At 66.6% G+C, this 22,021-nt stretch carries 19 protein-coding genes; 9 read left to right on the top strand and 10 right to left on the bottom strand.

Annotated elements, in window-relative coordinates; all coding sequences use genetic code 11:
• Nucleotides 1–15: 15 nt before the first annotated feature.
• On the bottom strand, nt 16–747 hold the full coding sequence (pyrH, locus tag PIJ50_RS07050; protein ID WP_271973929.1) for a UMP kinase: 732 nt from the start codon (nt 745–747) through the stop codon (nt 16–18).
• Between the two features lie 67 nt (nt 748–814).
• On the opposite strand from pyrH, the gene miaA reads away from it, so the two are divergent.
• Together miaA and PIJ50_RS07060 are read left to right on the top strand one after the other, a co-directional pair.
• Complete coding sequence (miaA, locus tag PIJ50_RS07055) at nt 815–1,684, top strand: tRNA (adenosine(37)-N6)-dimethylallyltransferase MiaA (protein WP_271973930.1); 870 nt, start codon at nt 815–817, stop codon at nt 1,682–1,684.
• 9 nt (nt 1,685–1,693) lie between these two features.
• Complete coding sequence (locus tag PIJ50_RS07060; protein ID WP_271973932.1) at nt 1,694–3,277, top strand: ABC transporter substrate-binding protein; 1,584 nt, start codon at nt 1,694–1,696, stop codon at nt 3,275–3,277.
• Here the strand turns inward: PIJ50_RS07060 and der are convergent.
• From der to PIJ50_RS07080, 4 genes are read right to left on the bottom strand one after another with little or no spacing between them, the layout of a single operon-like run.
• Complete coding sequence (der, locus tag PIJ50_RS07065; protein ID WP_271973934.1) at nt 3,274–4,740, bottom strand: ribosome biogenesis GTPase Der; 1,467 nt, start codon at nt 4,738–4,740, stop codon at nt 3,274–3,276. The two genes, PIJ50_RS07060 and der, sit on opposite strands and share 4 nt — an antisense overlap.
• A gap of 43 nt (nt 4,741–4,783) precedes the next feature.
• Nucleotides 4,784–6,106, bottom strand: coding sequence for an outer membrane protein assembly factor BamB family protein (locus PIJ50_RS07070; RefSeq protein WP_271973936.1), 1,323 nt, complete (start codon nt 6,104–6,106; stop codon nt 4,784–4,786).
• Nucleotides 6,107–6,118: 12 nt separating this feature from the next.
• Nucleotides 6,119–6,766 (bottom strand): tetratricopeptide repeat protein, encoded by a 648-nt coding sequence (locus PIJ50_RS07075; RefSeq protein ID WP_271973938.1) that lies wholly within the window; start codon nt 6,764–6,766, stop codon nt 6,119–6,121.
• Between the two features lie 40 nt (nt 6,767–6,806).
• Nucleotides 6,807–8,606, bottom strand: coding sequence for an ABCB family ABC transporter ATP-binding protein/permease (locus PIJ50_RS07080; RefSeq protein ID WP_271973940.1), 1,800 nt, complete (start codon nt 8,604–8,606; stop codon nt 6,807–6,809).
• Between the two features lie 98 nt (nt 8,607–8,704).
• Here PIJ50_RS07080 and PIJ50_RS07085 point away from each other — a divergent pair, with 98 nt between their 5' ends.
• Complete coding sequence (locus PIJ50_RS07085; RefSeq protein WP_271973942.1) at nt 8,705–9,244, top strand: LOG family protein; 540 nt, start codon at nt 8,705–8,707, stop codon at nt 9,242–9,244.
• Here the strand turns inward: PIJ50_RS07085 and PIJ50_RS07090 are convergent.
• The 4 genes from PIJ50_RS07090 to rpsB form a co-directional block, all read right to left on the bottom strand.
• Nucleotides 9,241–9,693, bottom strand: coding sequence for a host attachment family protein (locus PIJ50_RS07090; RefSeq protein WP_271973943.1), 453 nt, complete (start codon nt 9,691–9,693; stop codon nt 9,241–9,243). The genes PIJ50_RS07085 and PIJ50_RS07090 overlap by 4 nt on opposite strands.
• A 95-nt stretch (nt 9,694–9,788) precedes the next feature.
• A complete protein-coding gene (locus PIJ50_RS07095; protein WP_271973945.1) occupies nt 9,789–10,388 on the bottom strand; it encodes a superoxide dismutase in 600 nt (199 codons plus the stop codon).
• A 117-nt stretch (nt 10,389–10,505) separates the two neighbouring features.
• The gene (gene tsf / locus PIJ50_RS07100) at nt 10,506–11,381 is read right to left on the bottom strand and encodes a translation elongation factor Ts (protein ID WP_271973947.1); all 876 of its coding nucleotides are present in this window, start codon (nt 11,379–11,381) and stop codon (nt 10,506–10,508) included.
• A 73-nt stretch (nt 11,382–11,454) separates the two neighbouring features.
• Complete coding sequence (rpsB, locus tag PIJ50_RS07105; RefSeq protein ID WP_271973949.1) at nt 11,455–12,219, bottom strand: 30S ribosomal protein S2; 765 nt, start codon at nt 12,217–12,219, stop codon at nt 11,455–11,457.
• A gap of 177 nt (nt 12,220–12,396) precedes the next feature.
• Between rpsB and PIJ50_RS07110 the strand changes: the two genes are divergently transcribed.
• The 6 genes from PIJ50_RS07110 (at nt 12,397) to PIJ50_RS07135 (ending at nt 18,570) form a co-directional block, all read left to right on the top strand.
• Entirely contained in the window at nt 12,397–13,266 is an 870-nt protein-coding gene (locus tag PIJ50_RS07110; protein WP_271973950.1) for a PfkB family carbohydrate kinase, read from the top strand.
• Nucleotides 13,263–14,177: a pseudouridine-5'-phosphate glycosidase gene (locus tag PIJ50_RS07115; RefSeq protein WP_271973951.1), complete on the top strand. Its 915-nt coding sequence runs from the start codon at nt 13,263–13,265 to the stop codon at nt 14,175–14,177. Before PIJ50_RS07110 ends, PIJ50_RS07115 begins: the two co-directional genes overlap by 4 nt.
• Before the next feature lie 332 nt (nt 14,178–14,509).
• Complete coding sequence (locus PIJ50_RS07120; RefSeq protein WP_442900713.1) at nt 14,510–16,222, top strand: extracellular solute-binding protein; 1,713 nt, start codon at nt 14,510–14,512, stop codon at nt 16,220–16,222.
• A 40-nt stretch (nt 16,223–16,262) separates the two neighbouring features.
• Nucleotides 16,263–16,607 (top strand): CsbD family protein, encoded by a 345-nt coding sequence (locus PIJ50_RS07125; RefSeq protein WP_271973954.1) that lies wholly within the window; start codon nt 16,263–16,265, stop codon nt 16,605–16,607.
• A gap of 110 nt (nt 16,608–16,717) precedes the next feature.
• Entirely contained in the window at nt 16,718–17,371 is a 654-nt protein-coding gene (locus PIJ50_RS07130) for a DsbA family oxidoreductase (RefSeq protein WP_271973956.1), read from the top strand.
• Nucleotides 17,368–18,570, top strand: coding sequence for a multidrug effflux MFS transporter (locus PIJ50_RS07135; protein WP_271973958.1), 1,203 nt, complete (start codon nt 17,368–17,370; stop codon nt 18,568–18,570). The genes PIJ50_RS07130 and PIJ50_RS07135 overlap by 4 nt, the downstream gene beginning before the upstream one ends.
• Here PIJ50_RS07135 and mfd read toward each other — a convergent pair.
• Complete coding sequence (mfd, locus tag PIJ50_RS07140; protein WP_271973960.1) at nt 18,564–22,019, bottom strand: transcription-repair coupling factor; 3,456 nt, start codon at nt 22,017–22,019, stop codon at nt 18,564–18,566. The two genes, PIJ50_RS07135 and mfd, sit on opposite strands and share 7 nt — an antisense overlap.
• Between the last annotated feature and the right edge of the window lie 2 nt (nt 22,020–22,021).

Consider the following 22,021-nt stretch of genomic DNA (forward strand, 5'->3'; position numbering starts at 1 on the left):
CGCGGGGGTATAGCCTTAGCCGCGCACCCGCGTATAGGTGCCTTCGCCGCGCAGGATGCCGCGGAAACCGCCGGGCTCGTCCAGCGAGAAGACGATGATCGGCAGGTCGTTGTCCCGCGCCAGCGCGATGGCCGAGGCGTCCATGACGCCCAGATGCTTGGCCAGCACCTCGTCATAGCTCACGTCTTCGTAGCGCTTGGCGTCGGCGTGCTTGGCGGGGTCCTTGTCATAGACGCCGTCCACCTTGGTGCCCTTGAAGATCGCCTGGCACGCCATCTCGTTCGCGCGCAGGGTCGCGGCGGTGTCGGTGGTGAAATACGGGTTGCCCGTGCCGGCGGCGAAGATGCAGACGCGCTTCTTTTCCAGATGGCGCACCGCGCGGCGGCGGATGTAGGGCTCGCACACCTGATCCATCGGAATGGCGGAGATCACGCGGGTGTGGATCTGCAGCGCCTCCAGCGCGGCCTGCATGGCCAGCGCGTTCATGACGGTGGCCAGCATCCCCATGTAGTCGGCTGTCGTGCGTTCCATCCCCTGCGCGGAACCTTGCAGCCCGCGGAAGATGTTGCCGCCGCCGATGACCATGCAAATCTCCACCCCCAGATCGTGCACGGATTTGACCTCGCGCGCGATGCGGTCGACGGTCGGGGGATGCAGGCCGTAGCCTTGGTCACCCATCAACGCCTCCCCCGAAATCTTCAGCATGACGCGCTTGTAGGCAACGGGTGTGGGGGCGATCGTGTTCATGGGGCGCTTTCGTCGGTTTTCCTTCGCGCGAAAATGTCCGAAAACGGCACCGATTTCAACCGGAGCCATGCGCATGATCGACATTCCGCCCGACCGGCCCGTCCTGATCGCTGGCCCGACCGCAAGCGGCAAGTCGGCGCTGGCGGCGCGCATCGTCCGCGACGGCGGGGGCATCGTGGTGAACGCCGATGCCTTACAGGTCTATGCCAACTGGCGGATCCTGACGGCGCGCCCTTCCGTGCCCGAGGAACAGGCGCTTCCCCACGCGCTTTACGGCCATGTGGCCCGTGATGCCGAATATTCGGTCGGTCACTGGCTGCGCGGGGTAACGGGAATTCTGAACGGCCCCCTGCGACCTGTCATCGTCGGCGGCACCGGCCTTTACTTCACCGCGCTGACGGAAGGTCTGGCCCCGATCCCCGCCACCCCGCCGCAGATCCGGGCCGAAGGGGATGGTCTGGCCCTGCCCGACCTGATCCACGAACTGGATGTGGACACGGCGCGGGGAATCGACCTGAACAACCGCGCCCGCGTTCAGCGCGCATGGGAGGTGCTGCGCGCCACTGGGCAAGGGCTGGCCTCCTGGCAGGCGGACACGCCGCCCCCGCTGCTGCCGCTTGGGGATGTGGAGGCGCTGGTCCTGCGGCCCAGCACTGCCTGGCTCGACGCCCGCATCGACCGCCGCTTCGACCTGATGATGGCCGAAGGCGCACTGGAGGAGGCGCGAACCGAACTGCCCCACTGGCAACCAACGCGCCCCTCCTCCCGCGCGATCGGGGCGCCGGAACTGATCGCCCACCTGCGCGGCGAAATGACGCTGAAGGACGCGGTGGCCGCTGGCAAGCTCGCGACCCGCCAATACGCAAAGCGGCAACGGACATGGTTCCGCAACCGCATGCGCGACTGGACGGAATTGACGCCGGAAAACACGGGCTAGATCCCCGTCATGCACAGCATCGCGCGCCGCCATCTTCGGGACCACCAGAACGGCCGCCTGTCCCGGCGGGAGTTCCTGACGCGCGTCACGGCGCTGGGCGTGGCGGCGCCGTTAGCCTATGGCATGCTGGGCACCGGCACGGTGGCTGCGCAGGCCCAGCCGGTGGCGGGCGGCATCCTGCGGATGCAGATGCCGACCCTCGCGCTGTGCGATCCGCGGCTGGCCGACTGGCCCGAGATCGGGAACATGCTGCGCGGCTGGCTTGAACCCCTTGTGACCTATCACGCCGACGGCACCTTCACCGGCCACCTGCTGGAGCGGTGGGAGACGTCCGAGGACGGCCTGAACCTGCGCCTTCACCTGCGCCCCGGCATCCGGTGGCAGAACGGCGAGGCGATGGTGGCCGAACACGTCGCCCACAACCTGCGCCGCTGGTGCGAACCCACGCCGCGCAACGGCCTTGCCGCCGTCATGGACGCCGTCGCCCGAGGCGAGGTAAAGGTGGTGGACGACCTGACCTTGGACGTAACACTGGGTTTTGCCGACGCGACCCTGATCGCCTCCATGTCCGACTACAACGCCCTGATCGTGCATCCGTCCTATGATGGCGCCGATCCGTCCGTTTCTCCTTTAGGTTCAGGTCCTTACCTACCTATCCTCAACGAAGTCGGCAAGATGCAGTCCTTGGAAAAGGTGTCTTGGTGGGGTACGCCAGTCTTCGGCGGGCCATGGCTGGACCGGATCGACTACGTCGATCTTGGCACCGCCCCCATGCGCGCGCTGGAGGCGGCGCGGGCCGGTCAGATCGACGCCGTGGACCAGACGATCGCCGACAACATCCGCGGATTCCAAGACCTTGGCTGGATCTCTTCACAAACCGACTCGGCGGCGACGCTGGCCGTGCGCTTCCAGCAAAAGGACCGGACCTTTGTTGACCCGCGCGTCCGCCGGGCGCTGCAACTGGCCGTGGAAAACGCCGTGGTGCTGGACATCGGGGTGAACGGGCTGGGCATGCGCGGGGAAAACCACCACGTCTGCCCGCTGCATCCCGACTATGCGCGGGTGGATCCCCCCATCACCGACATCCCCGCCGCGCAGGCGCTTCTGGCCGAGGCAGGGCTCACGGGCCACACCTTCACCCTCACCTCGCTGGACGACGCGTGGCAAGCGCTCAGCTGCGATGCTGTGGCGGCGCAATTGAACGATGCAGGCATTCCCACGCAGCGTCAGATCCTGCCGGGCGCGGAGTATTGGGCGAATTGGCGGACCTATCCGTTTTCCGGCACCTACTGGAACATGCGCCCCCTTGGGGTGCAGGTGCTGCGGCTGGCCTATCGCAGCGGGTCGGAGTGGAACGAGACGGGATTTTTCAACCCCGCCTTCGACACGACGCTGGATCGGGCCTTGGGCATCGCCGACGCGACCGAACGTCAGGCCGCGATGCAGGAGCTGGAAACGATCTTGCGCGAGGAGGCCGTCCTGATCCAGCCCTTCTGGCGGACGCTGACGCGCCACGCCACGCCCCGGCTGCGGGGCGCGGCGATCCTGCCCACGCTGGCGCACCGCCACCACGAATGGTGGCTGGCGCCTTAGGGCTTCTTCTTGTCCATGTGCTTGCGAAGACGCGACGGCGTGCCGAAGTTCTTCTTGTCCTTGTAGGGGTTCTTGTCGCCCTGCCCGCGCAACGTCAGTCGGATCGGCGTGCCCGGCATGTCAAAGTGATCGCGCAAGCCGTTGACAAGATAGCGTTTGTAGCTGTCAGGCACCATGTCCTGATGGCTGCACATCACGATGAATCCCGGCGGACGGGTCTTCACCTGCGTCATGTAGCGCATCTTGATCCGGCGGCCGCCGGGTGCCGGCGGCGGGTGCGCCTCGGTCATGGCGCCCAGCCACGAGTTCAGGCGCGCGGTGGGGATGCGCTGGTTCCAGGTGTCATGGGCGCGCAGGATGGCGTCGCGCAGACGCTCCAGCCCACGGCCGGTCTTGGCCGACACGGTGATCAGGGGCGCGCCGCGCAGCTGCGGCAGAAGACGGTCGAACATCTCCTTCACCTCGGCTAGCTTGTCCTGCTTGTCGTCTTCCAGATCCCACTTGTTGACGGCGATGACGACGGCGCGCCCCTCCGTCTCGGCATAGTCGGCGATGCGAAGGTCCTGCTGCTCGAACGGGATCTCCACGTCCAGAAGCACCACCACCACCTCGGCGAAGCGGACGGCGCGCAGGCCGTCGGACACCGACAGCTTTTCGACCTTGTCCGTGATCTTGGCCTTCTTGCGCATTCCTGCGGTGTCGAAGATCCGGATCGGCGTGCCGTTCCAGTCCGTCCGGATGGAGATGGCGTCGCGCGTGATCCCCGCCTCCGGCCCCGTCAGAAGACGGTCGTGGCCCAGGATCTTGTTGATCAGCGTGGATTTGCCGGCGTTTGGGCGCCCGATGACCGCGATCTGCAGGGGATGCTTGTCGGTGGGCTTGTGGGCCTCGGGATCGGCCTCGTCCTCCGAATCCTCGGGAACGTCCACGTCCACGATGGGGGCGTCCTGCTCGGCCCGTTCGGCAAAGCCGTCGGCGATGGGCACGAGGATGCGGTAAAGGTCGTCCATCCCCTCGCCATGTTCGGCCGACAGGCGGATCGGCTCGCCCAGACCAAGGCTCCACGCCTCGATCGCGCCGCTGTCGCCCGCCTTGCCCTCAGCCTTGTTCACGCCTAGGATGACGTTGGCGTTCTTGCGGCGCAGGATGTCGGCGAAGACCTCGTCCGACGGGGTCACGCCCACGCGACCGTCAATCAGGAACAGGCAGACATCGGCCATGTCCACCGCGCGTTCGGTCAGGCGGCGCATGCGGCCCTGAAGGCTGTCATCGGTCACCTCCTCCAGCCCTGCCGTGTCGATCACGGTGAAGCGGAGGTCGATCAGCTTGGCATCGCCCTCGCGCAGGTCGCGCGTGACGCCAGGCTGGTCGTCGACCAGCGCCAGCCGCTTGCCGACCAGCCGGTTGAACAGGGTCGATTTGCCCACGTTGGGCCGCCCGACGATGGCGAGGGTGAAACTCATGCCGCTCTCCTTACGAAGGTCGGACGCTTACACTGTCCTTGCGTCAGCGGAAAGCGTGAATCCGACCGTCCGTCGATACCACATAGACCGCACCGCCCGCGACCGCCGGCTGCGCCGCCGCCCCGCCGTCCAGTTCGACCGTGCCGACAAGGTTGCCGTTGGTGGGATCGAACATCCGCAACAGCCCGTCGGCCGACGCGACGATGACGCGCCCGCCCGCGATGACCGGGCCGTAATGCGCCACGATCGCGGCGCGCTTGCGGATCTTCTTCGCCTGGTAGTAGGGCATGGGCACGGACCAGATGGTCTGACCGGTGGCGGCGTCCAGACGAACCAGATGCGCCTCGTCCGAGACGAGGAAGACCGAGTTCCCGCCCACGGCGACGGGGCCGTAGGCCCCTTCCTTCGCCGCCCAGATACGCTCCCCCGTGCCGCGTTCCACGGCCACGGTCTGCCCGCCCTGGTTCCCGACATAGACGCGCTGACCGTCCACGACCGGATCCCCCGTGATGTCCGAGATCAGGGCATAGGTGCGCCCACGGCGCTGCCCGGCCACAGCGGTCGTCCAGCTGCGCGATCCGGACTGGCGCAGGACGGCCACCACCTCGCCCGTGGCGAAGGGAAGGATCACCTCGCCCCCCGCGACCGCCGGGGATCCGGTGCCCAGCATCCCGCCGATTTCCGAGGTGCCTAGAACCGTCCAGTCCACCCGGCCCGTGCCCGCGTCCACGGCCCAAGCGGTGCCGTCGCGGGCCACGGCATAGACCGTGCCGCCTTCCACCGTCGGCGCGCCGATGGCGGCCGCACCCAGATCCTGACGCCAAAGCACCGCCCCGGTCGACGGATCAAGCGCCACCAGTTCGCCATAGCCCGTGGTCGCGAACAAGCGCCCGTCCCCGAAAGCCAGCCCGCCGCCCGAGATCTGGGAGCGTTCGCCGGACGGACGCAGCTGAGTCGTCCATTGCAGCTGGCCGGACGTGGAAACCGAGGCCACGCGCGTGTCCGCGTCCATGGCGAAGACCTGATTGCCCGCCACGACGGGCGCGGCCGCGATGCGCTGACGCTTCGAGTTGCCGTCGCCGAAGCGCACGGACCACACCTCGGTCGGCGTGGGCGACAGGGCGCCGTTGCCGGCCAGATGCTGGGCGTTGCCGCCGCGATGCGTCCAGCTTCCCGCGCGCTGCGGCGGCAGCGCGATGGGCGCCGCGCGGTTCGCCGTCAGGCCCGTGGTGTCGGGCGCGCCGGACAGGCTCGCCTCCAGCGGCGCGCGCACGTCATAGCGTTGGCCGGGCAAGGTGGCTTCCCGCTGGCAACCCGCCACGGCCAGTGCGGCCAGGGTGACAAGGGCCGTGGTTGTCTTCATCATGGGGAAACCCTCCTAGCCGGCGGCGATGGAACCGCCCAGGGCGGTGATGACCTGCGACGCGCGCTGGCGAAGACCGGCCGGGCTCTGCTGATCGGTCAGCAGCGCCTGCAGCTTGTCGATGGCGGCCTGTTTGTCGCCCGCCTCGATGTCCAGATAGGCCAGCTGTTCGCGCGCCAGCGGGCGATAGGGCTGGCCCGGCCCGGTCAGCGGTTGCAGCAGGGCGCGGCGGTCGTCCACCGCCAGGCTTTCGCCCGCCACCACGGCCTTGCGCAGGACGGCCAGATCGTGGAACGCGGCCGGAAGCGTCATGTCCGCGATCACGGTATCCAGTGCGGCCACGGTGGCGGCCCGATCCTGATCGGGGTCCGAGGCCTTGATCAGCCCGACCAGCGCCTCGCGCGGGCCTTCGGCGGTCACGCCGTCCAGCGCCATGCGACGCGCTTCGGGCGTGTCGGCCTGCAGCGCCGCCAGCAACGCATCGCCAAGCGCGCGCGAGGAGGTCTGGTCGGCCTGGCGCTGCCATCCGGTCCACGCCACGCCCCCCGCGATCGCCAGCACGACAACGCCGGCCACCCAGCCATAGCGCTTCAGCGCGCCGAACAGCCGGTCGCGACGCAACTCGTCGGCGACCTCGCTCATGAAGTTGTCGGAGTTGCTCACGAAAACCGCTCCCTTGCCTTTGTCATCGTCTTACACAGTTTCAACGCGGATTGCCAAGAGCGTCCGCCTCTTCCGCGGACTGGTGCGCCCAAAGGCGCGCGTAGCGGCCGCCAAGGGCCAGAAGCTCTTCGTGCCGACCCTGTTCGGCCACGCGCCCCGCGTCCATCACGAGGATACGGTCGGCGTCGGCGATGGTCGACAGCCGGTGCGCGATCGTGACCACGGTGCGGCCCTGCGACATCTCGCGCAGGCTGTCCTGGATGTCGCGTTCCGTCTGGGTGTCCAGGGCCGAGGTCGCCTCGTCCAGAAGCAGGATCGGCGGGTTCTTCAGGATCGTGCGGGCGATGCCCACGCGCTGCTTTTCCCCACCCGACAGCTTCAACCCGCGTTCGCCCACCGTCGTCTCGTAGCCGTCCGGCAGGGACAGGATGAAGTCGTGGATCTTGGCGGCGCGGGCGGCGGCGAAGATCGCCTCCTCTCCGGCGTCCGGACGGCCATAGGCGATGTTGTAGCGGATGGTGTCGTTGAAGAGGACGGTGTCCTGCGGCACCACGCCGATCTGGTCGTGCAGGCTGTCCTGCGTCACGTCACGCAGGTCCTGCCCGTCGATCCGCACGGCCCCGCCCGTCACGTCATAGAAGCGAAACAGAAGGCGCCCCACCGTCGACTTGCCCGCGCCCGAGGGCCCGACCAGCGCGATCGTCTGCCCCGGTTCGGCCCGGAAGGACAGGCCCTGCAGGATGGGACGCGCGGGGTCGTAGCCGAACTCGACCCCGTCGAACTCCACCGCGCCGCCGGTCACCTTCAGCAGGTGGGCGTTGGGGCGATCCTCGATCTCGGCCGGTTGGCCCAGAAGGCCGAACATCTGGCCCATGTCCACCAGCGCCTGCCGGATCTCGCGGTACACGGTGCCAAGGAAGCCAAGCGGCATGGTGATCTGGATCATGTAGGCGTTGACCATGACGAAATCGCCCACGGTGAGCGTCCCCGCCGTCACCCCCCTCGCGGCCATGACCATGACGGCCACAAGACCCGCCGTGATGATCGCGCCCTGCCCCATGTTCAGCAGCGACAGGCTTTGCCCCGTGCGGATCGCGGCCCGTTCATAGCCCGACATGGCGGTGTCGTAGCGGCCGGCCTCGCGGCTTTCGGCGCCGAAATACTTCACCGTCTCGAAGTTCAGGAGGCTGTCCACCGCCTTCTGGTTCGCGTCGTTGTCGGAATCGTTCATCTCCTGCCGGATGCGGACGCGGATTTCCGTCACCTTCAGCGTGAAGGCGATGTAGAGGCCGACCGTCAGGATCACGACCGCCATGTAGGCGAATCCGAACACGACCCAGAAGATGATCGCCACCAGCGCCAGTTCCAGAATCAGCGGCCCGATGGAGAAGAGGAGGAAGCGCAGCAGGAAGTCGACGCCCTTCACCCCCCGCTCCATCACCCGCGACAGGGTGCCGGTGCGGCGCATGATGTGATAGCGCAGGCTGAGGCGGTGGAGATGGGTGAACGTCTCCAGCGCCAGGGCCCGCAGGGCGCGCTGCCCGACCCGCACGAAGACAAGATCGCGCAACTCGCCAAAGGCCTGCGCCCCGAAGCGCGCCAGACCATAGGCCAGCGTCAGGCCGACCGCGCCAAGGACCATGGGTGACGCCTCGCCCCCTAGGGCGTCCACGGCCGCCTTGTAAACGGCGGGGGTGGAGACGGAGATGACCTTGGCCAGAACCAGCAGCAGCAAGGCGCCCACCACGCGGCGGCGCACCCAGGGCTGATCCTTGGGCCACAGATAGGGAAGAACGCGGGCGATGGTCTGCCAGCCGGTGCTTGGGGTCTCGGTGCTCATGCCCCTCTCATAAGACTGGCGCGGGGAAATGGCCAGATGGTCACCTTGCCGTCACTGGCCCGTCGGATGTAGGTTGTCATCCAAAAAGAAGGTGAAGCATGAGCTATTCGATGTCTGTCTGCGTGTTCTGCGGATCGCGCCCCGGCAACCGCCCCGCCTACATGACCGCCGCGTCCGAAACCGGCCAGATGATCGCCCGCAACGGCTGGCGGCTGGTCTACGGCGCGGGCGACGTGGGCCTGATGGGAGAGGTCGCGCGCGGTGCCGCCTCGGGCGAAACGCTGGGCGTCATCCCCGAGCATCTGATGGCGCGCGAACAGGGCCGCCGGGATGTGACGCATTTCGTGGTCACGGACAACATGCACGTCCGCAAGACGGTGATGTACATGAACTCTGACAAGATCGTGGTGCTGCCGGGGGGCGCGGGATCGCTGGACGAGTTCTTCGAGGTGCTGACCTGGCGGCAGATCGGCCTGCACAGCAAGCCGATTTTCCTTCTGAACACCGAAGGTTACTGGGATCCGCTCATGCAGGTTCTGAACCACACGGTTCGTGAAGGGTTTGCGGAACCCGGCTTGCTTGACTTCGTTCGTCTGGCTGGCTCGGTTCCGGAGCTGGAGGAGGCCCTGAAGGGCTAGGCCTGCATCTCGGCCAGGACCGCCTGCTCGATCTTGTCGATCGGCATGGAGGTCAGAGATTTCGGGATCTCCTGCACGATCTTGGCCTGAACGTCCTTGTGAAGTTCGGGCCGAAGCGCGCCCAGTGTCTGGGGTGCGGCCACGATCACGAGGCGGTCGAAGCGGCCCTGCTGCGACATCTTCAGAAGACGCCCGGCCAGATCCTGTGCGAAGCGGTCACGCTCCAGACGGTGGAAGTCCGTCTCCTCGATCGCGGACCCGGTGCCGCTGGCGCGGTTGCCCAACTGGCCGGGCTTGTCGGTGCCCTGTTCGCGGTCGGGCGGGTTGTCATGGGTTTCCACCACGCGCACACGCAGGATCGGGTACTGGGCGTCACCCTCATTTTCCAGGAACAGGGCCTTTTCGCCATCTGCCACCACAACCCAGGTGCCGTTGGTCAGCCGTTGCATCTCACTCTCCTTGTTGCCGTTCAGGAATGCAACGAAGGCGCGGAACGCATGTTCCAAATGGAAATGGCCCGCGGGATCCGCGGGCCATTTGACGCTTAGAGGCGGGCCGCCACGGCGTCCCAATTTACCAGCTTCTCCAGGAAGTTGGTGATGTAGGCCGGACGCTTGTTACGGAAGTCGATGTAGTAGCTGTGCTCCCACACGTCGCAGCCCAGAAGCGCCGTCTGGTTGAAGCAGAGCGGGTTCACACCATTCTCGGTCTTCGTGACCTTCAGCGCGCCCGAAGCGTCCTTCACGAGCCAGGCCCAGCCCGAGCCGAACTGGCCGGCGCCGGCGGCGGCGAACTCTTCCTTGAACTTCTCGACCGAACCGAAGCTTTCGGTCAGGGCCTTTTCCAGCTCGGACGGGATCGCCTTCTGGCCCGGGCCCATGATCTCCCAGAACAGGTTGTGGTTCCAGTGCTGCGAGGCGTTGTTGAAGATGCCCGACTGCGCCACGGCGTCCGGCTTGTAGGTGCCGCGTACGACATCCTCCAGCGACGCGTTCTCCCACTCGGTGCCGGCGATCAGCTTGTTGCCGTTGTCGACATAGGCCTTGTGGTGGATGTCGTGGTGGAATTCGAGCGTTTCCTTTGACATGCCCAGATCGGCAAGCGCGTCGTGGGCATAGGGAAGATCGGGGAGCGTGAATGCCATCTTGGCCTCCTTCAGTCGGTTCGCGTCAATAAGAGACCACGGGCCGGGAAGGTCAAGGGGCGCGCCAAAGCAAAACGCCGCCCGGGGGGCGGCGTTTCACGAGGTTTACGGAAGAAATCAGCCGGCCAGCGTCTTGGCGACTTCGGCGGCGAAATCTTCTTTTTCCTTTTCGATGCCTTCACCGACGGCCATGCGCACAAAGGCCACGACCTCGACGCCCGCATCCTTTGCGGCCTGGGCCACGGTGATGTCGGGGTTCAGCACGAACTTCTGGCCCAGCAGCGTGACTTCCTCGAAGTATTTCGCCATGCGGCCGACGATCATCTTCTCGATCACGGCTTCGGGCTTGCCCGACTCGCGCGCCTGCTCGGTCAGGACGTTCTTCTCACGCTCCACCAGCGCGGGGTCCAGGTCCGCTTCGGACAGCGAGGCCGGGTTGGTCGCGGCGATGTGCATCGCGATCTGCTTGGCGATCCCGTTGTCAGCGCCCTTCACGGCCACCAGCACGCCGATGCGGCCCATGCCGTCGGCGGCGGCGGTGTGGACGTAGGAAGCGACGGTGTCACCTTCCACGACGGCCATCCGGCGCAGGGTCATGTTCTCGCCGATCACGGCGATGGCTTCGTTCAGCACCGTTTCAACCGGCTTGCCGTTCAGGTCGGCCGATTTCAGCGCGTCCACGTCGGACACGGACAGCGCGGTGGCGGTGATGCCCGACACCAGCTTCTGGAAGTCGGCGTTCTTGGCCACGAAGTCGGTTTCGGAGTTCACCTCGACCGCGACGCCCTTGCCGCCGGACACGGCGACGCCCACCAGACCTTCGGCCGCCACGCGACCGGATTTCTTGGCAGCCTTGGCCAGACCCTTGGTGCGCAGCCAGTCAACGGAGGCTTCCATGTCGCCGTTGTTTTCCGTCAGCGCCTTCTTGGCGTCCATCATGCCTGCGCCGGTGGACTCGCGCAGTTCCTTCACCATCTGTGCGGTGATTGCCATCGTGGCTCTCCTCGATATTCGATTGGAAATCCCGACGGGTGTAATCCCGCCGGGTAACGGTCAGACGACAGGCTTACGCCTCTTCGACGGCCTCTTCCTCGGGAGCGGTTTCCAGCTCGCCCAGGTCGATGCCGGCTGCGCCCATCTGGGCGGTCATGCCGTCCAGCGCCGCACGGGCGACCAGATCGCAATAGAGGCCGATCGCGCGGGCCGCGTCATCGTTGCCCGGGATGACGTAGTCCACGCCCTTGGGGGACGCGTTGGTGTCGACGATCGCGACAACCGGGATGCCCAGTTTCTTGGCTTCCAGGATGGCGAGGTCTTCCTTGTTCACGTCGATCACGAACAGCAGGTCCGGAACGCCGCCCATGTCGCGGATGCCGCCCAGCGAGGCTTGCAGCTTGGACTGCTCGCGCTCCATGTTCAGGCGCTCTTTCTTGGTGAGGCCCTCGGCGCCGTTCGCCATCAGCTCGTCCAGCTGCTTCAGGCGCTGGATGGAGTTCGACACGGTTTTCCAGTTGGTGAGCGTGCCGCCCAGCCAGCGGTGGTTCATGTAGTGCTGCGCGCAACGCTCGGCCGCGTCGGCGACGGGCTTCTGCGCCTGGCGCTTCGTGCCCACGAACAGCACGCGGCCGCCCTTGGCAACGGTGTCGCGGACGACTTGCAGCGCCTTGTCCAGCATCGGGACGGTCTGCGTCAGGTCGATGATGTGGATGCCGTTGCGGTCGCCGTAGATGAACTCGCCCATCTTGGGGTTCCAACGGGCAGTCTGGTGACCATAGTGAACGCCAGCTTCAAGCAGCTGACGCATCGAGAAATCGGGGAGCGCCATGTCCATGTCCTTTTCCGGTTTGCGCCTCGACGAAGCCTTGAGGGATCTCTCCCAACCGGCGGACCTTTCGGGATGTCTTTCCGATCGGCCCAAGCTTCGTCTGTGAAGTGCCGCGCGTATAACCCGGCCCCGGGCGGTCCGCAACCCCTTGCGCGGCGCGTGCCGCTGGACGAAAAGCAGGACATGACAGACATTCTTTGCATCGGCTCCGTCCTGTGGGACATCATCGGGCGTTCGCCTTCGGCCATGCGGCTCGGCTCCGACGTGCCGGGCCGGATCACGCGCATCCCCGGCGGGGTCGCGATGAACATCGCCATCACCCTGCGCCGCTTCGGCCTGACGCCCGCTCTCCTGACCGCCGTGGGCCGCGACGCCGAGGGGGACGAGCTGGTCGCCGACTGCGCGCGGCTGGGGATGGTGACGGACCACATCTACCGCTCGGACGATCTGCCGACGGACCGCTACATGGCAGTGGAGGGGGCGAACGGCCTGATTGCGGCCATCGCCGACGCCCATTCGCTGGAAGCGGCGGGCGACAAGATCCTGCGGCCCCTGACGGGCGCGCTGTCGGGCTGGGACGGACCCATTGCGCTGGACGGCAACCTGACGGAACAGCTGCTGGCCGAGATCGCATCCTCGCCCTTGTTTGCCAAGGCCGACCTGCGCGTGGCCCCCGCCAGCCCCGGCAAGGCCGAGCGGCTGCTGCCGCTGCTGCGCTGCCCCAACGCCACGATCTATGTGAACCTGGAGGAGGCGAACATCCTGTCCAAGGCCGCGTCCGCCACCGCCGCCGACGCGGCCGCGGCGCTGCTGGCCCGGGGTGCGGCCCGCGTGCTGGTGACCGATGGCGGACGGGCCTGCGCCGAAGGGCGCGCCGGGGCCGGCGTCATCACCGATCTTCCGCCGCCCGTTCTTGTCACGCGGGTGACAGGTGCGGGCGATACCTTCATGGCCGCGCATCTTGTGGCCGAACGCGGCGGCGCCAGCCGTCCGAACGCCCTGCGCGCGGCCCTTCGCGCCGCCGCCGATCATGTTTCCGGAGACATCGCATGACCCTGCCCCTCATCCTCCAAGCCTCGGTCGAGGAAGCGCTGGCCAACGGCACGCCCGTGGTCGCGCTGGAAAGCACCATCATCACCCATGGCATGCCCTATCCCCAAAACGTGGAGATGGCGCGCGCCGTGGAGGACACGATCCGCGCCGGCGGCGCCGTGCCCGCCACCATCGCCATCATGAACGGTGCCATCCACATCGGCTTGGATGACGAGGATCTGGAGATCCTGGGCCAGACCCCCGATGCCATGAAGCTGTCGCGCGCCGATCTGGCCGTGGGCATCACCAGCGGCCGCGTGGGCGCCACCACCGTGGCCGCCACCATGATCTGCGCCCAGCTGGCGGGCATCGACGTCTTCGCCACGGGCGGCATCGGCGGCGTGCACCGCGGGGCGGAAACCAGCTTCGACATCTCGGCCGACCTCCCCGAACTGGGGCAGACGGCGGTGACCGTGGTCGCGGCGGGTGCCAAGGCCATCCTCGATCTGCCCAAGACGTTCGAGGTGCTGGAAACCATGGGCGTCCCCGTCATCGCCTATGGCCAGGACGAGCTTCCGGCCTTCTGGTCGCGCCAGTCCGGCCTGAAGGCGCCGCTGCGGATGGACACGGCGGCCCAGATCGCCAACGCCCACGTGATGCGCGGCCTGCTGGGCCTGCCCGGCGGCCAGCTGGTCGCGAACCCGATCCCCGAGGAGCACGAGATTGCGCAGACCGAGATCGGTCCCGCCATCGAGGCCGCCCTGCGCGACGCCGAGGACCAGGGCATCGCGGCCAAAGAGGTCACGCCGTTCCTTCTGGACCGCATCTTCACCCTGACCGAAGGCCGCTCCCTCCGGTCGAATATCGAGCTTGTTCTGAACAATGCGCGGCTTGCTGCGGAAATCGCGGGGGAAATCGCCCGCCTGCGCTGAAGGGCCAGAAGCGGGGTTGCCCCGCTTCGCCCAATTCTCTACTGCCCGGCGCAACGGCAAAAAAAGACGCCGGCACAAGGGCCGGCGTTCAGGTGAGGCAGGTTTCATACAGGCAAGAAACCTATCGAGCAGTGAGGTCTTTATACCCCCCTGCACTCACTTGGCCAAGTTAAAAGTTTGAAATGGCACAACCAGCACCTAAGGTGGCGGCCATCCGCAAACGCTGATCGGGCAGACGGGGCATGAAACAACAGTTTGTTAAGGTTTTGCTGCTAGCGGCCCTCGCTTTTCTGCCGACACAGGTTGTGGCCGAAAAGTCACATGGCATTGCGATGTATGGTAAACCCGCACTGCCCGCCGACTTTTCTCATCTGCCCTACGCTGACCCCGAGGCCCCCAAGGGCGGCACGATGGTCATGGGGGAATCGGGCGGGTTCGATTCGCTCAACCCCTATATCCTGAAGGGCCGTGCGCCATTTTCCTTGGGGGCGTGGACGGTGGAGACGTTGATGGCCCGTTCCATCGACGAGCCGTTCACGCTCTACGGCCTCTTGGCCGAGAGCGTCGAGACCGACCCGGAGCGCACATGGGTGGAGTTCACCTTGCGGCCCGAAGCGCGGTTTTCGGATGGCAATCCGGTCACAGTGGATGACGTGATCTGGTCCTTCCAGACGCTCGCCGAAAAGGGTCAGCCGCGGTACATCGGAGCGTGGCACAAGGTGCAGTCGGCGGTGCAGACGGGCCCCCGATCGGTGCGTTTCACCTTCACCGAACCGGACCGCGAGATGCCGCTGATCCTGGGTCTGCGCCCGGTTCTGGAAAAGGCGCAGTATGTCGGCAAGGACTTTGCCGAATCGTCCGACGCGCCAATCGGTTCGGGGCCGTATGTCGTGGAAAGCTTCAGCCCCAACCGCTTTGTCGCCTACAGCCGGAACCCCGACTGGTGGGGCAAGGACCTGCCCTTCAACCGCGGTCTTTACAACTTCGACCGGCTGCGGACGGAATTTTATGCCGACACTGGCGTCGTGTTCGAGACGTTCAAGGCGGGCGGCCTGTCGATCTGGCGCGAGCCGAACCCCGCGCGCTGGCTGACGAACTTCAACTTCCCCGCGGTCCTCTCCGGCGACGTGGTGCTGGAGGAGATCCCCCATCGCCGCCCTTCGGGGATGAACGGGCTGGTGATGAACACGCGCGGGCCGATCTTCGACAACCTGCATGTGCGCGAGGCGATGATCCTCGCCTTCGACTTCGACAAGATCAACCGCATCGTCACCGGCGGGGTGGAGCCGCGGATTGGCAGCTATTTCGACAACTCCGAACTGGGGATGGAACATGGCCCCGCCCCCGGCCCCGTCGCGAACCTGCTGGCCCCTTATGCCGACAGCATTCCGCCCGATGCGCTGGACGCCTATGCCCTGCCCGCTTCCGGAACGCCCCGCCGCGACCGGCTGCGCCGCGCGATGGACCTGCTGAACCAAGCGGGCTGGCAGGTGGAGAACGGCACCCTGATGCGCGGCGGCCAGCCCTTCCGGTTCGAGATCCTTTTGCCACAGGGCGCCGGGGAAACCGCGACCGTGGCCGACATCTACGTCCAGTCGCTGCGCAGCCTTGGCATTCAGGCCCGCGTCACCACGGCCGATCCGGCGCAATACAACGAACGCGTGACGAATTTCGACTTCGACATGACCAGCCTCCTGCGCAGCTTCTCGCTCTCGCCAGGGAACGAGCAGATGCTGTATTGGGGGTCGGCTGGGGCAATGCAGCCCGGATCGCGCAACCTGATGGGGGCGGATTCGCCCGCCATCGACGCAATGGTGACGGCGCTGGTTCGGTCGGAAACACCGGGGGATTTCCGCAACGCCACCCGCGCGCTGGACCGCCTGCTGATGACCGGGCGCTACGTCATCCCGTTCTGGTACGCCAAGGTGTCGCGCGTCGCCTATCGCCGCGGCTTCCATCATCCGGCTCGCCTGCCTCTTTACGGCGACTGGCCCGGCTTCCAGCCGGACGCGTGGTGGTGGGATGACGGAACCGCGTCGCACTGACGGCGTTTTCCACCGGATCGCAGAACGGAAGGAATGTCGGATGCGCTGGCGCACTGTGGAACAGAACTGGGAAGCCTTTCATGAATCGCTTCTGGACACTTGGCCGGCGCTGACCGAGGACGACCTGATCGACGTCGAGGGCGACCGCCAGACCTTTCAGGACCGCCTTGTCGAACTGACGGGCGAGGAGCCGGACGACGTGGCCCAGCAGATCGAGGAATGGCTGGAAGGCGCTGTCCCATCGGACGTGCACATGGACGAACAGCACGACAACGAATCCATCCGCGACAGCGAGCTCTACGTATCTCCGGGCGAGGACGCGTCGGACGACGACCGCAAGTTCGGCGATGACAACGTGACGGACGATCCGGTCCGCGGCGGCTGACGTCGTCAAAAATTCATGGCGGGCCTCTGGCCAATCGGCGGGACGCGGCGCATAAAGGTGTCGCGTCCGTGTCATTTTCGACGGGACGTGCTTCCACATCAGGAACCCCCATGACTCCGGCAACCATCCCGCTGGACGTGTTTTCCGATCCGGTCTGCCCGTGGTGCTTCATCGGCAAGACTTTTCTGGATCGCGCCTTGGAAAGCCGTCCGCTTCACCCCTTCCGCGTGGATTGGCATCCCTTCCGCTTGAACACCGACCTGCCGCCCGAAGGAGTGGAACGCGCCCCTTATCTTGAGGCGAAGTTCGGCGACCGCCGCAGCGTCGCCGAGGCGATGGCCCGCATCCAGGAGGTGGCCGACAAGGCCGGCGTCCGGATGGATCTCGGCCGCGCCAACCGCATCCCCGACACGCTGGACGCCCATCGGCTGATCCACTGGGCGGGGATCGAAGGCGCGCAGAACCGTGTCGTCGACGCCCTGTTCCGCGCCTATTTCCAGGACGGCGCCGATATAGGTCAGGCGAGCGTTCTATCCGACATCGCCGCCGCCTGCGGGATGGACGGCGCGCTGGTGGGGCGGCTTCTGTCCACCGACGCCGACCGGGACGACCTGATGGCCCGCGATCTGGACGCCCGGGAAAAGGGCGTCACGGCCGTGCCGACCTTCCTGGTCGACCGCCAGTTCGTTCTGGCGGGCGCGCAGTCCACGGACACGTGGCAGCAGATCATCGACGACATCCTCAGACAATTGGAAACGACATGAGCCGCGTTCGCTCCACCGGGCCCCTTGAATTCATCGCGCTGATCGCGGCGATGATGGCCACGATCGCCTTCTCCATCGACTCCATGCTGCCCGCCTTCCCCATCATGACCGAGGCGCTGACGCCGGACGCCCCGAACCACGTCCAGCTGATCGTGACGATGTTCGTGCTGGGCATGGGCTTTGGCACGCTGATCGTGGGGCCGCTGTCGGACGCCTTCGGCCGCATTCCCGTGATGGCGGCCTGCGGGGGCGTCTACTGCCTTGGCGCGCTGATCTGCTGGCAGGCCCAGTCGCTGGAATGGATGCTGGTGGGCCGGGTCATCCAAGGCCTGGGCGCCGCCGGGCCGCGGGTGGTGTCCATCGCGATGGTGCGCGACCTGCATGTCGGGCGCGAGATGGCGCGCGTCGTCAGCTTCATCATGATGGTCTTCACCCTGGTGCCAGCGGTGGCCCCCATGGTCGGCAGCGGCATCATCGCGCTGTTCGACTGGCGCGCCCTGTTCATCGCCTTCGTGATCTTCGCCATCCTGTCGGGCGGCTGGATGTATCTGCGCCAGCCCGAAACGCTTCCTGTCGAACGCCGCCGCCCCCTGCGCGTCGGGACCCTGACAAAGGGGATGAGAGAGATCCTGAGCAACCGCCTCGTCCTCACCTCGGTGATCGTGCAGGGATTTATCGTGGGCTGCATGTTCGCCACGATCTCCTCGATCCAGCCGATCTTCGAAACGCGGTTCGACGCGGCCGACACCTTCCCGATGTGGTTCGCCGCGATCGCGCTGGTGGCGGGCGTATCCAGCTTCGTGAACGCGCGGCTGGTGATGACGGTGGGGATGCGGACGCTGATCACCACGGTGATCGGCGCGCAGGTCGTGTTTTCCACCCTGATGGCGGTGCTGAACGGCACCGGCCTCATGCCCGAGGCGCTGGCCTTCCCGGCCCAGATCCTGTGGACGATGACGATGTTCGGGATGCTCGGCCTCAGCATGGGGAACCTGAACGCGCTGGCGCTGGAACCGCTGGGCCATCTGGCGGGGCTTGGTGCGTCGGTGATCGGCTGTTTGTCCACCGTCATGGGCGTCGCGTTGGCCACGCCGGTCGGTCAGGCGTTCGACGGCACCAACGTGCCGCTGGCCACCGGCATTGCGATCTACTCCTCCGCGTCGCTTCTTCTGATGCTGAGCTTGCCGAAGCGTCACTGACGCTTCGGTTTCACCACCTTCTCGGCCAGATCCCGGGCAAGGCCAAAGGCGCCCCGGATCCGGTCGCCCTCGGTCTTCCACTCGGCGGCCACGGCGATCTTGTTGCCCACGACCTTCGCTTCCGGCTGCGCCTTCACGAAGTCTACAAGGCCCGCCGGGTTGGCGAACTTGTCGTTGTGGAACTGGATCGTCGCCCCGCGCGGCCCGGCATCCAGACGGGAAATCCCGGCCCGCTTGCACATCGCCTTGATCCGCACGACGAGCATCAGCGTGTTCACCTCACGCGGCAGTTCCCCGAACCGGTCGATCAGCTCGGCCGCGAAGCCCTCCATCTCCACCTTCGTCGTCAGGCCGGACAGGCGACGATAAAGGCCAAGGCGGATGTCAAGGTCGGGGATGTAGTCCTCGGGGATCAGCACCGGAACGCCGATGTTGATCTGCGGCGCCCACTGGTCGTCCATCTCGGTCAATCCGCCGATCTCGCCCGAACGGATCTTCTGGATCGTCTCCTCCAGCATGTTCTGGTACAGCTCGTAGCCGACCTCCTTGATGTGGCCCGACTGCTCGTCGCCCAGAAGGTTGCCCGCCCCGCGCAGGTCCAGATCGTGCGAAGCGAGGTTGAAGCCCGCGCCGAGGTTGTCGAGGCTGCCGAGAAGCCGCAGCCGTTTCTGCGCCTGCGGCGTCAGCGGGCTGCGCGGCTTTGTCATCAGGTAGCAATAGGCCCGCGTCTTTGACCGGCCCACCCGCCCGCGGATCTGATACAACTGCGACAGGCCGAACATGTCCGCGCGGTGCACGATCATCGTGTTGGCCGTGGGGATGTCCAGACCGGACTCCACAATCGTGGTGGCCAGCAGCACATCGTACTTGCCGTCGTAGAAGTTGTTCATCCGCTCGTCCAGGTCGCCGGCGGCCAGCTGGCCGTTCGCGACGATAAAGGTGACCTCGGGCACATGCTCGCGCAGGAACTCCTCGATCTCCGGCAGGTCGGAGATGCGGGGCACGACGAAGAAGCTCTGCCCCCCGCGATAGCGTTCGCGCAGCAGCGCCTCGCGCACCGTCACGGTATCGAATTCGGACACGTAGGTGCGGATGGCCAGACGGTCCACCGGCGGGGTCGCGATGATCGACAGGTCGCGCACCCCTGTCAGCGACAGTTGCAGCGTGCGCGGGATCGGGGTCGCGGTCAGCGTCAGGACGTGCACCTCGGACCGCATCTCCTTCAGCCGCTCCTTGTGGGACACGCCGAAATGCTGCTCCTCGTCAATGACCAGAAGGCCGAGGTTCTTGATCCGCACCCCCTTGGCCAGAAGCGCGTGGGTGCCGATGCAGATGTCCACCGTGCCGTCGGCCAGCCCCACACGCGTTTCCGACGCCTCCTTCGCAGGGACAAAACGGGACAGCTGGCGCACCTTGAACGGGAAACCGCGGAAGCGTTCGGCAAAGCTGCGGAAGTGCTGGCGGGCCAGCAGCGTCGTCGGGCAGATCACCGCGACCTGCATCCCGGCCATGGCGGCGACAAAGGCCGCGCGCATCGCGACCTCGGTCTTGCCGAAGCCCACGTCGCCCACCACCAGCCGGTCCATCGGGCGGCCCGCCTCAAGATCCGACACCACGTCGGCAATGGCCGCCAGCTGGTCGTCGGTTTCCTGATACGGGAAGCGGGCCGAAAAGGCTTCCCACATCTGATGCGGGGCTTCCAGGATCGGGGCGTGGCGGAGGTGGCGTTCGGCCGCGATCCGCATCAGGCGGTCCGCGATCTCGCGGATGCGTTCCTTCAGGCGAGCTTTCTTCGCCTGCCACGCGCCGCCGCCCAGCTTGTCCAGAAGGCCTTCCTCATGCCCGTAGCGGGACAGAAGCTCGATGTTCTCCACCGGCAGGTAAAGCTTCGCATCCTCGGCATAGACGAGGTGGAGGTAGTCGTGCGGCGGGCCCGGCTGATTGCGCGGCGGCTGGGGCACGCGCAGCGTCTCCAGCCCCATGTAGCGGCCGACGCCGTGTTCCACATGCACCACCAGATCGCCCGGCGACAGGGTGTCCACCTCGCGCAGGAAGTTGTCGGCTTTCCGCTTCTTGCGCGGCTTGCCAACCAGCCGGTCGCCCAACACGTCCTGTTCCGAGAGGACGGCAAGACCCGGGGCCACGAAGCCCGCCTCCAGCGGCCAGACCATCAGGAAAAGGCCACCCTTTCCCTCCTTCACCTGCCGGAAATCCGTTATGTTGGCGGCGGTTGCGTCCTGATCTTCTAGCAACCCCTTCAGTCGTTCGCGCGCGCCTTCCGACCAGCTGGCGACCACCACCTGATGGTCCTTGCGCAGGGTCTCGATGTGATCGGCTAGGGCCGCGAACAGGCTGATGTTTTCCTGTTGCCGTTCCGGCGCGAAGGTGCGGCCAATACGCCCGCCTGCGTCCAGAACGCCCGGCCCCGGGGCCTGCGCCAGCGGCGACAGCTGCACCACGCGGTGGGTGGACAGCGCCCCCTCCCACGCCGCGTCGTCCAGATAGAGGGCGTCCGGCGCGACGGGCTTGTAGACGGTGTCGACGCGGTTCTTCTGGTTCAGCGCCTCGCGACGCGCATCATACTGGTCGGCGATGCCTTCCCAGCGGGACAGGCGCGCGGCGGTGATCTGGTCGTCCAGCATCACGGCCGCCGTGGGGATGTAGTCGAACAGCGTTTCCAGCCGGTCGTGGAAGAAGGGCAGCCAATGCTCCATCCCCTGATGCTTGCGGCCTGCGCTGACCGCCTCGTACAGAGGGTCGTTGGCACCGCCCGCCCCGAACTCCACCCGGTAGTTCTGGCGGAAGCGGGTGATCGCGCTTTCGTCCAGCATCACCTCGGACACGGGGGCCAGATCCAGCACCGACAGCTTTTCCGTCGACCGCTGGGTTTCGGGGTCGAAATGCCGCAAACCGTCCAGCGTGTCGCCGAACAGGTCCAGCCGCACCGGTTCGCTTTCCGGCGGATAGATGTCGATGATGCCGCCGCGAATTGCGAAGTCGCCCGGTTCCGCCACCGTGGTCACGGGGGAATAGCCCATGCGGCCGAGATATTCGCGCAAACGCGCCTCGTTGATCCGGTCCCCCACACGGGCCGAGAAGCTGGCCCCGACCAGCGTCGCGCGCGTCGGCACCTTCTGGGTGGCGGCGTTCAGCGTGGTCAGCAGCACGAACGTCCCCGGCAGCCCCTGCGCCAGCGCCGCCAGCGTGGCCATCCGCCGCGCGGCGATCAGCGGGTTCGGCGACACGCGGTCATAGGGCAGGCAATCCCAGGCCGGAAACTCCAGCACCGGCAGATCCGGGGCCAGGACGGACAGCGCGGTCCGCATCGCCTCCAGCCGCTTGTCGTCGCGCGCCACGTGGATGACGGGCACCCCGCGCGTCGCCTCCTTTGCCAGAAGGCGGGCGTCGAAACCTTCGGGCGCTCCGCCCAGGATGATACGGTCCGCCATGG

The sequence above is a fragment of the Falsirhodobacter sp. 20TX0035 genome (assembly GCF_028307215.1).
Classification (GTDB): domain Bacteria; phylum Pseudomonadota; class Alphaproteobacteria; order Rhodobacterales; family Rhodobacteraceae; genus Falsirhodobacter.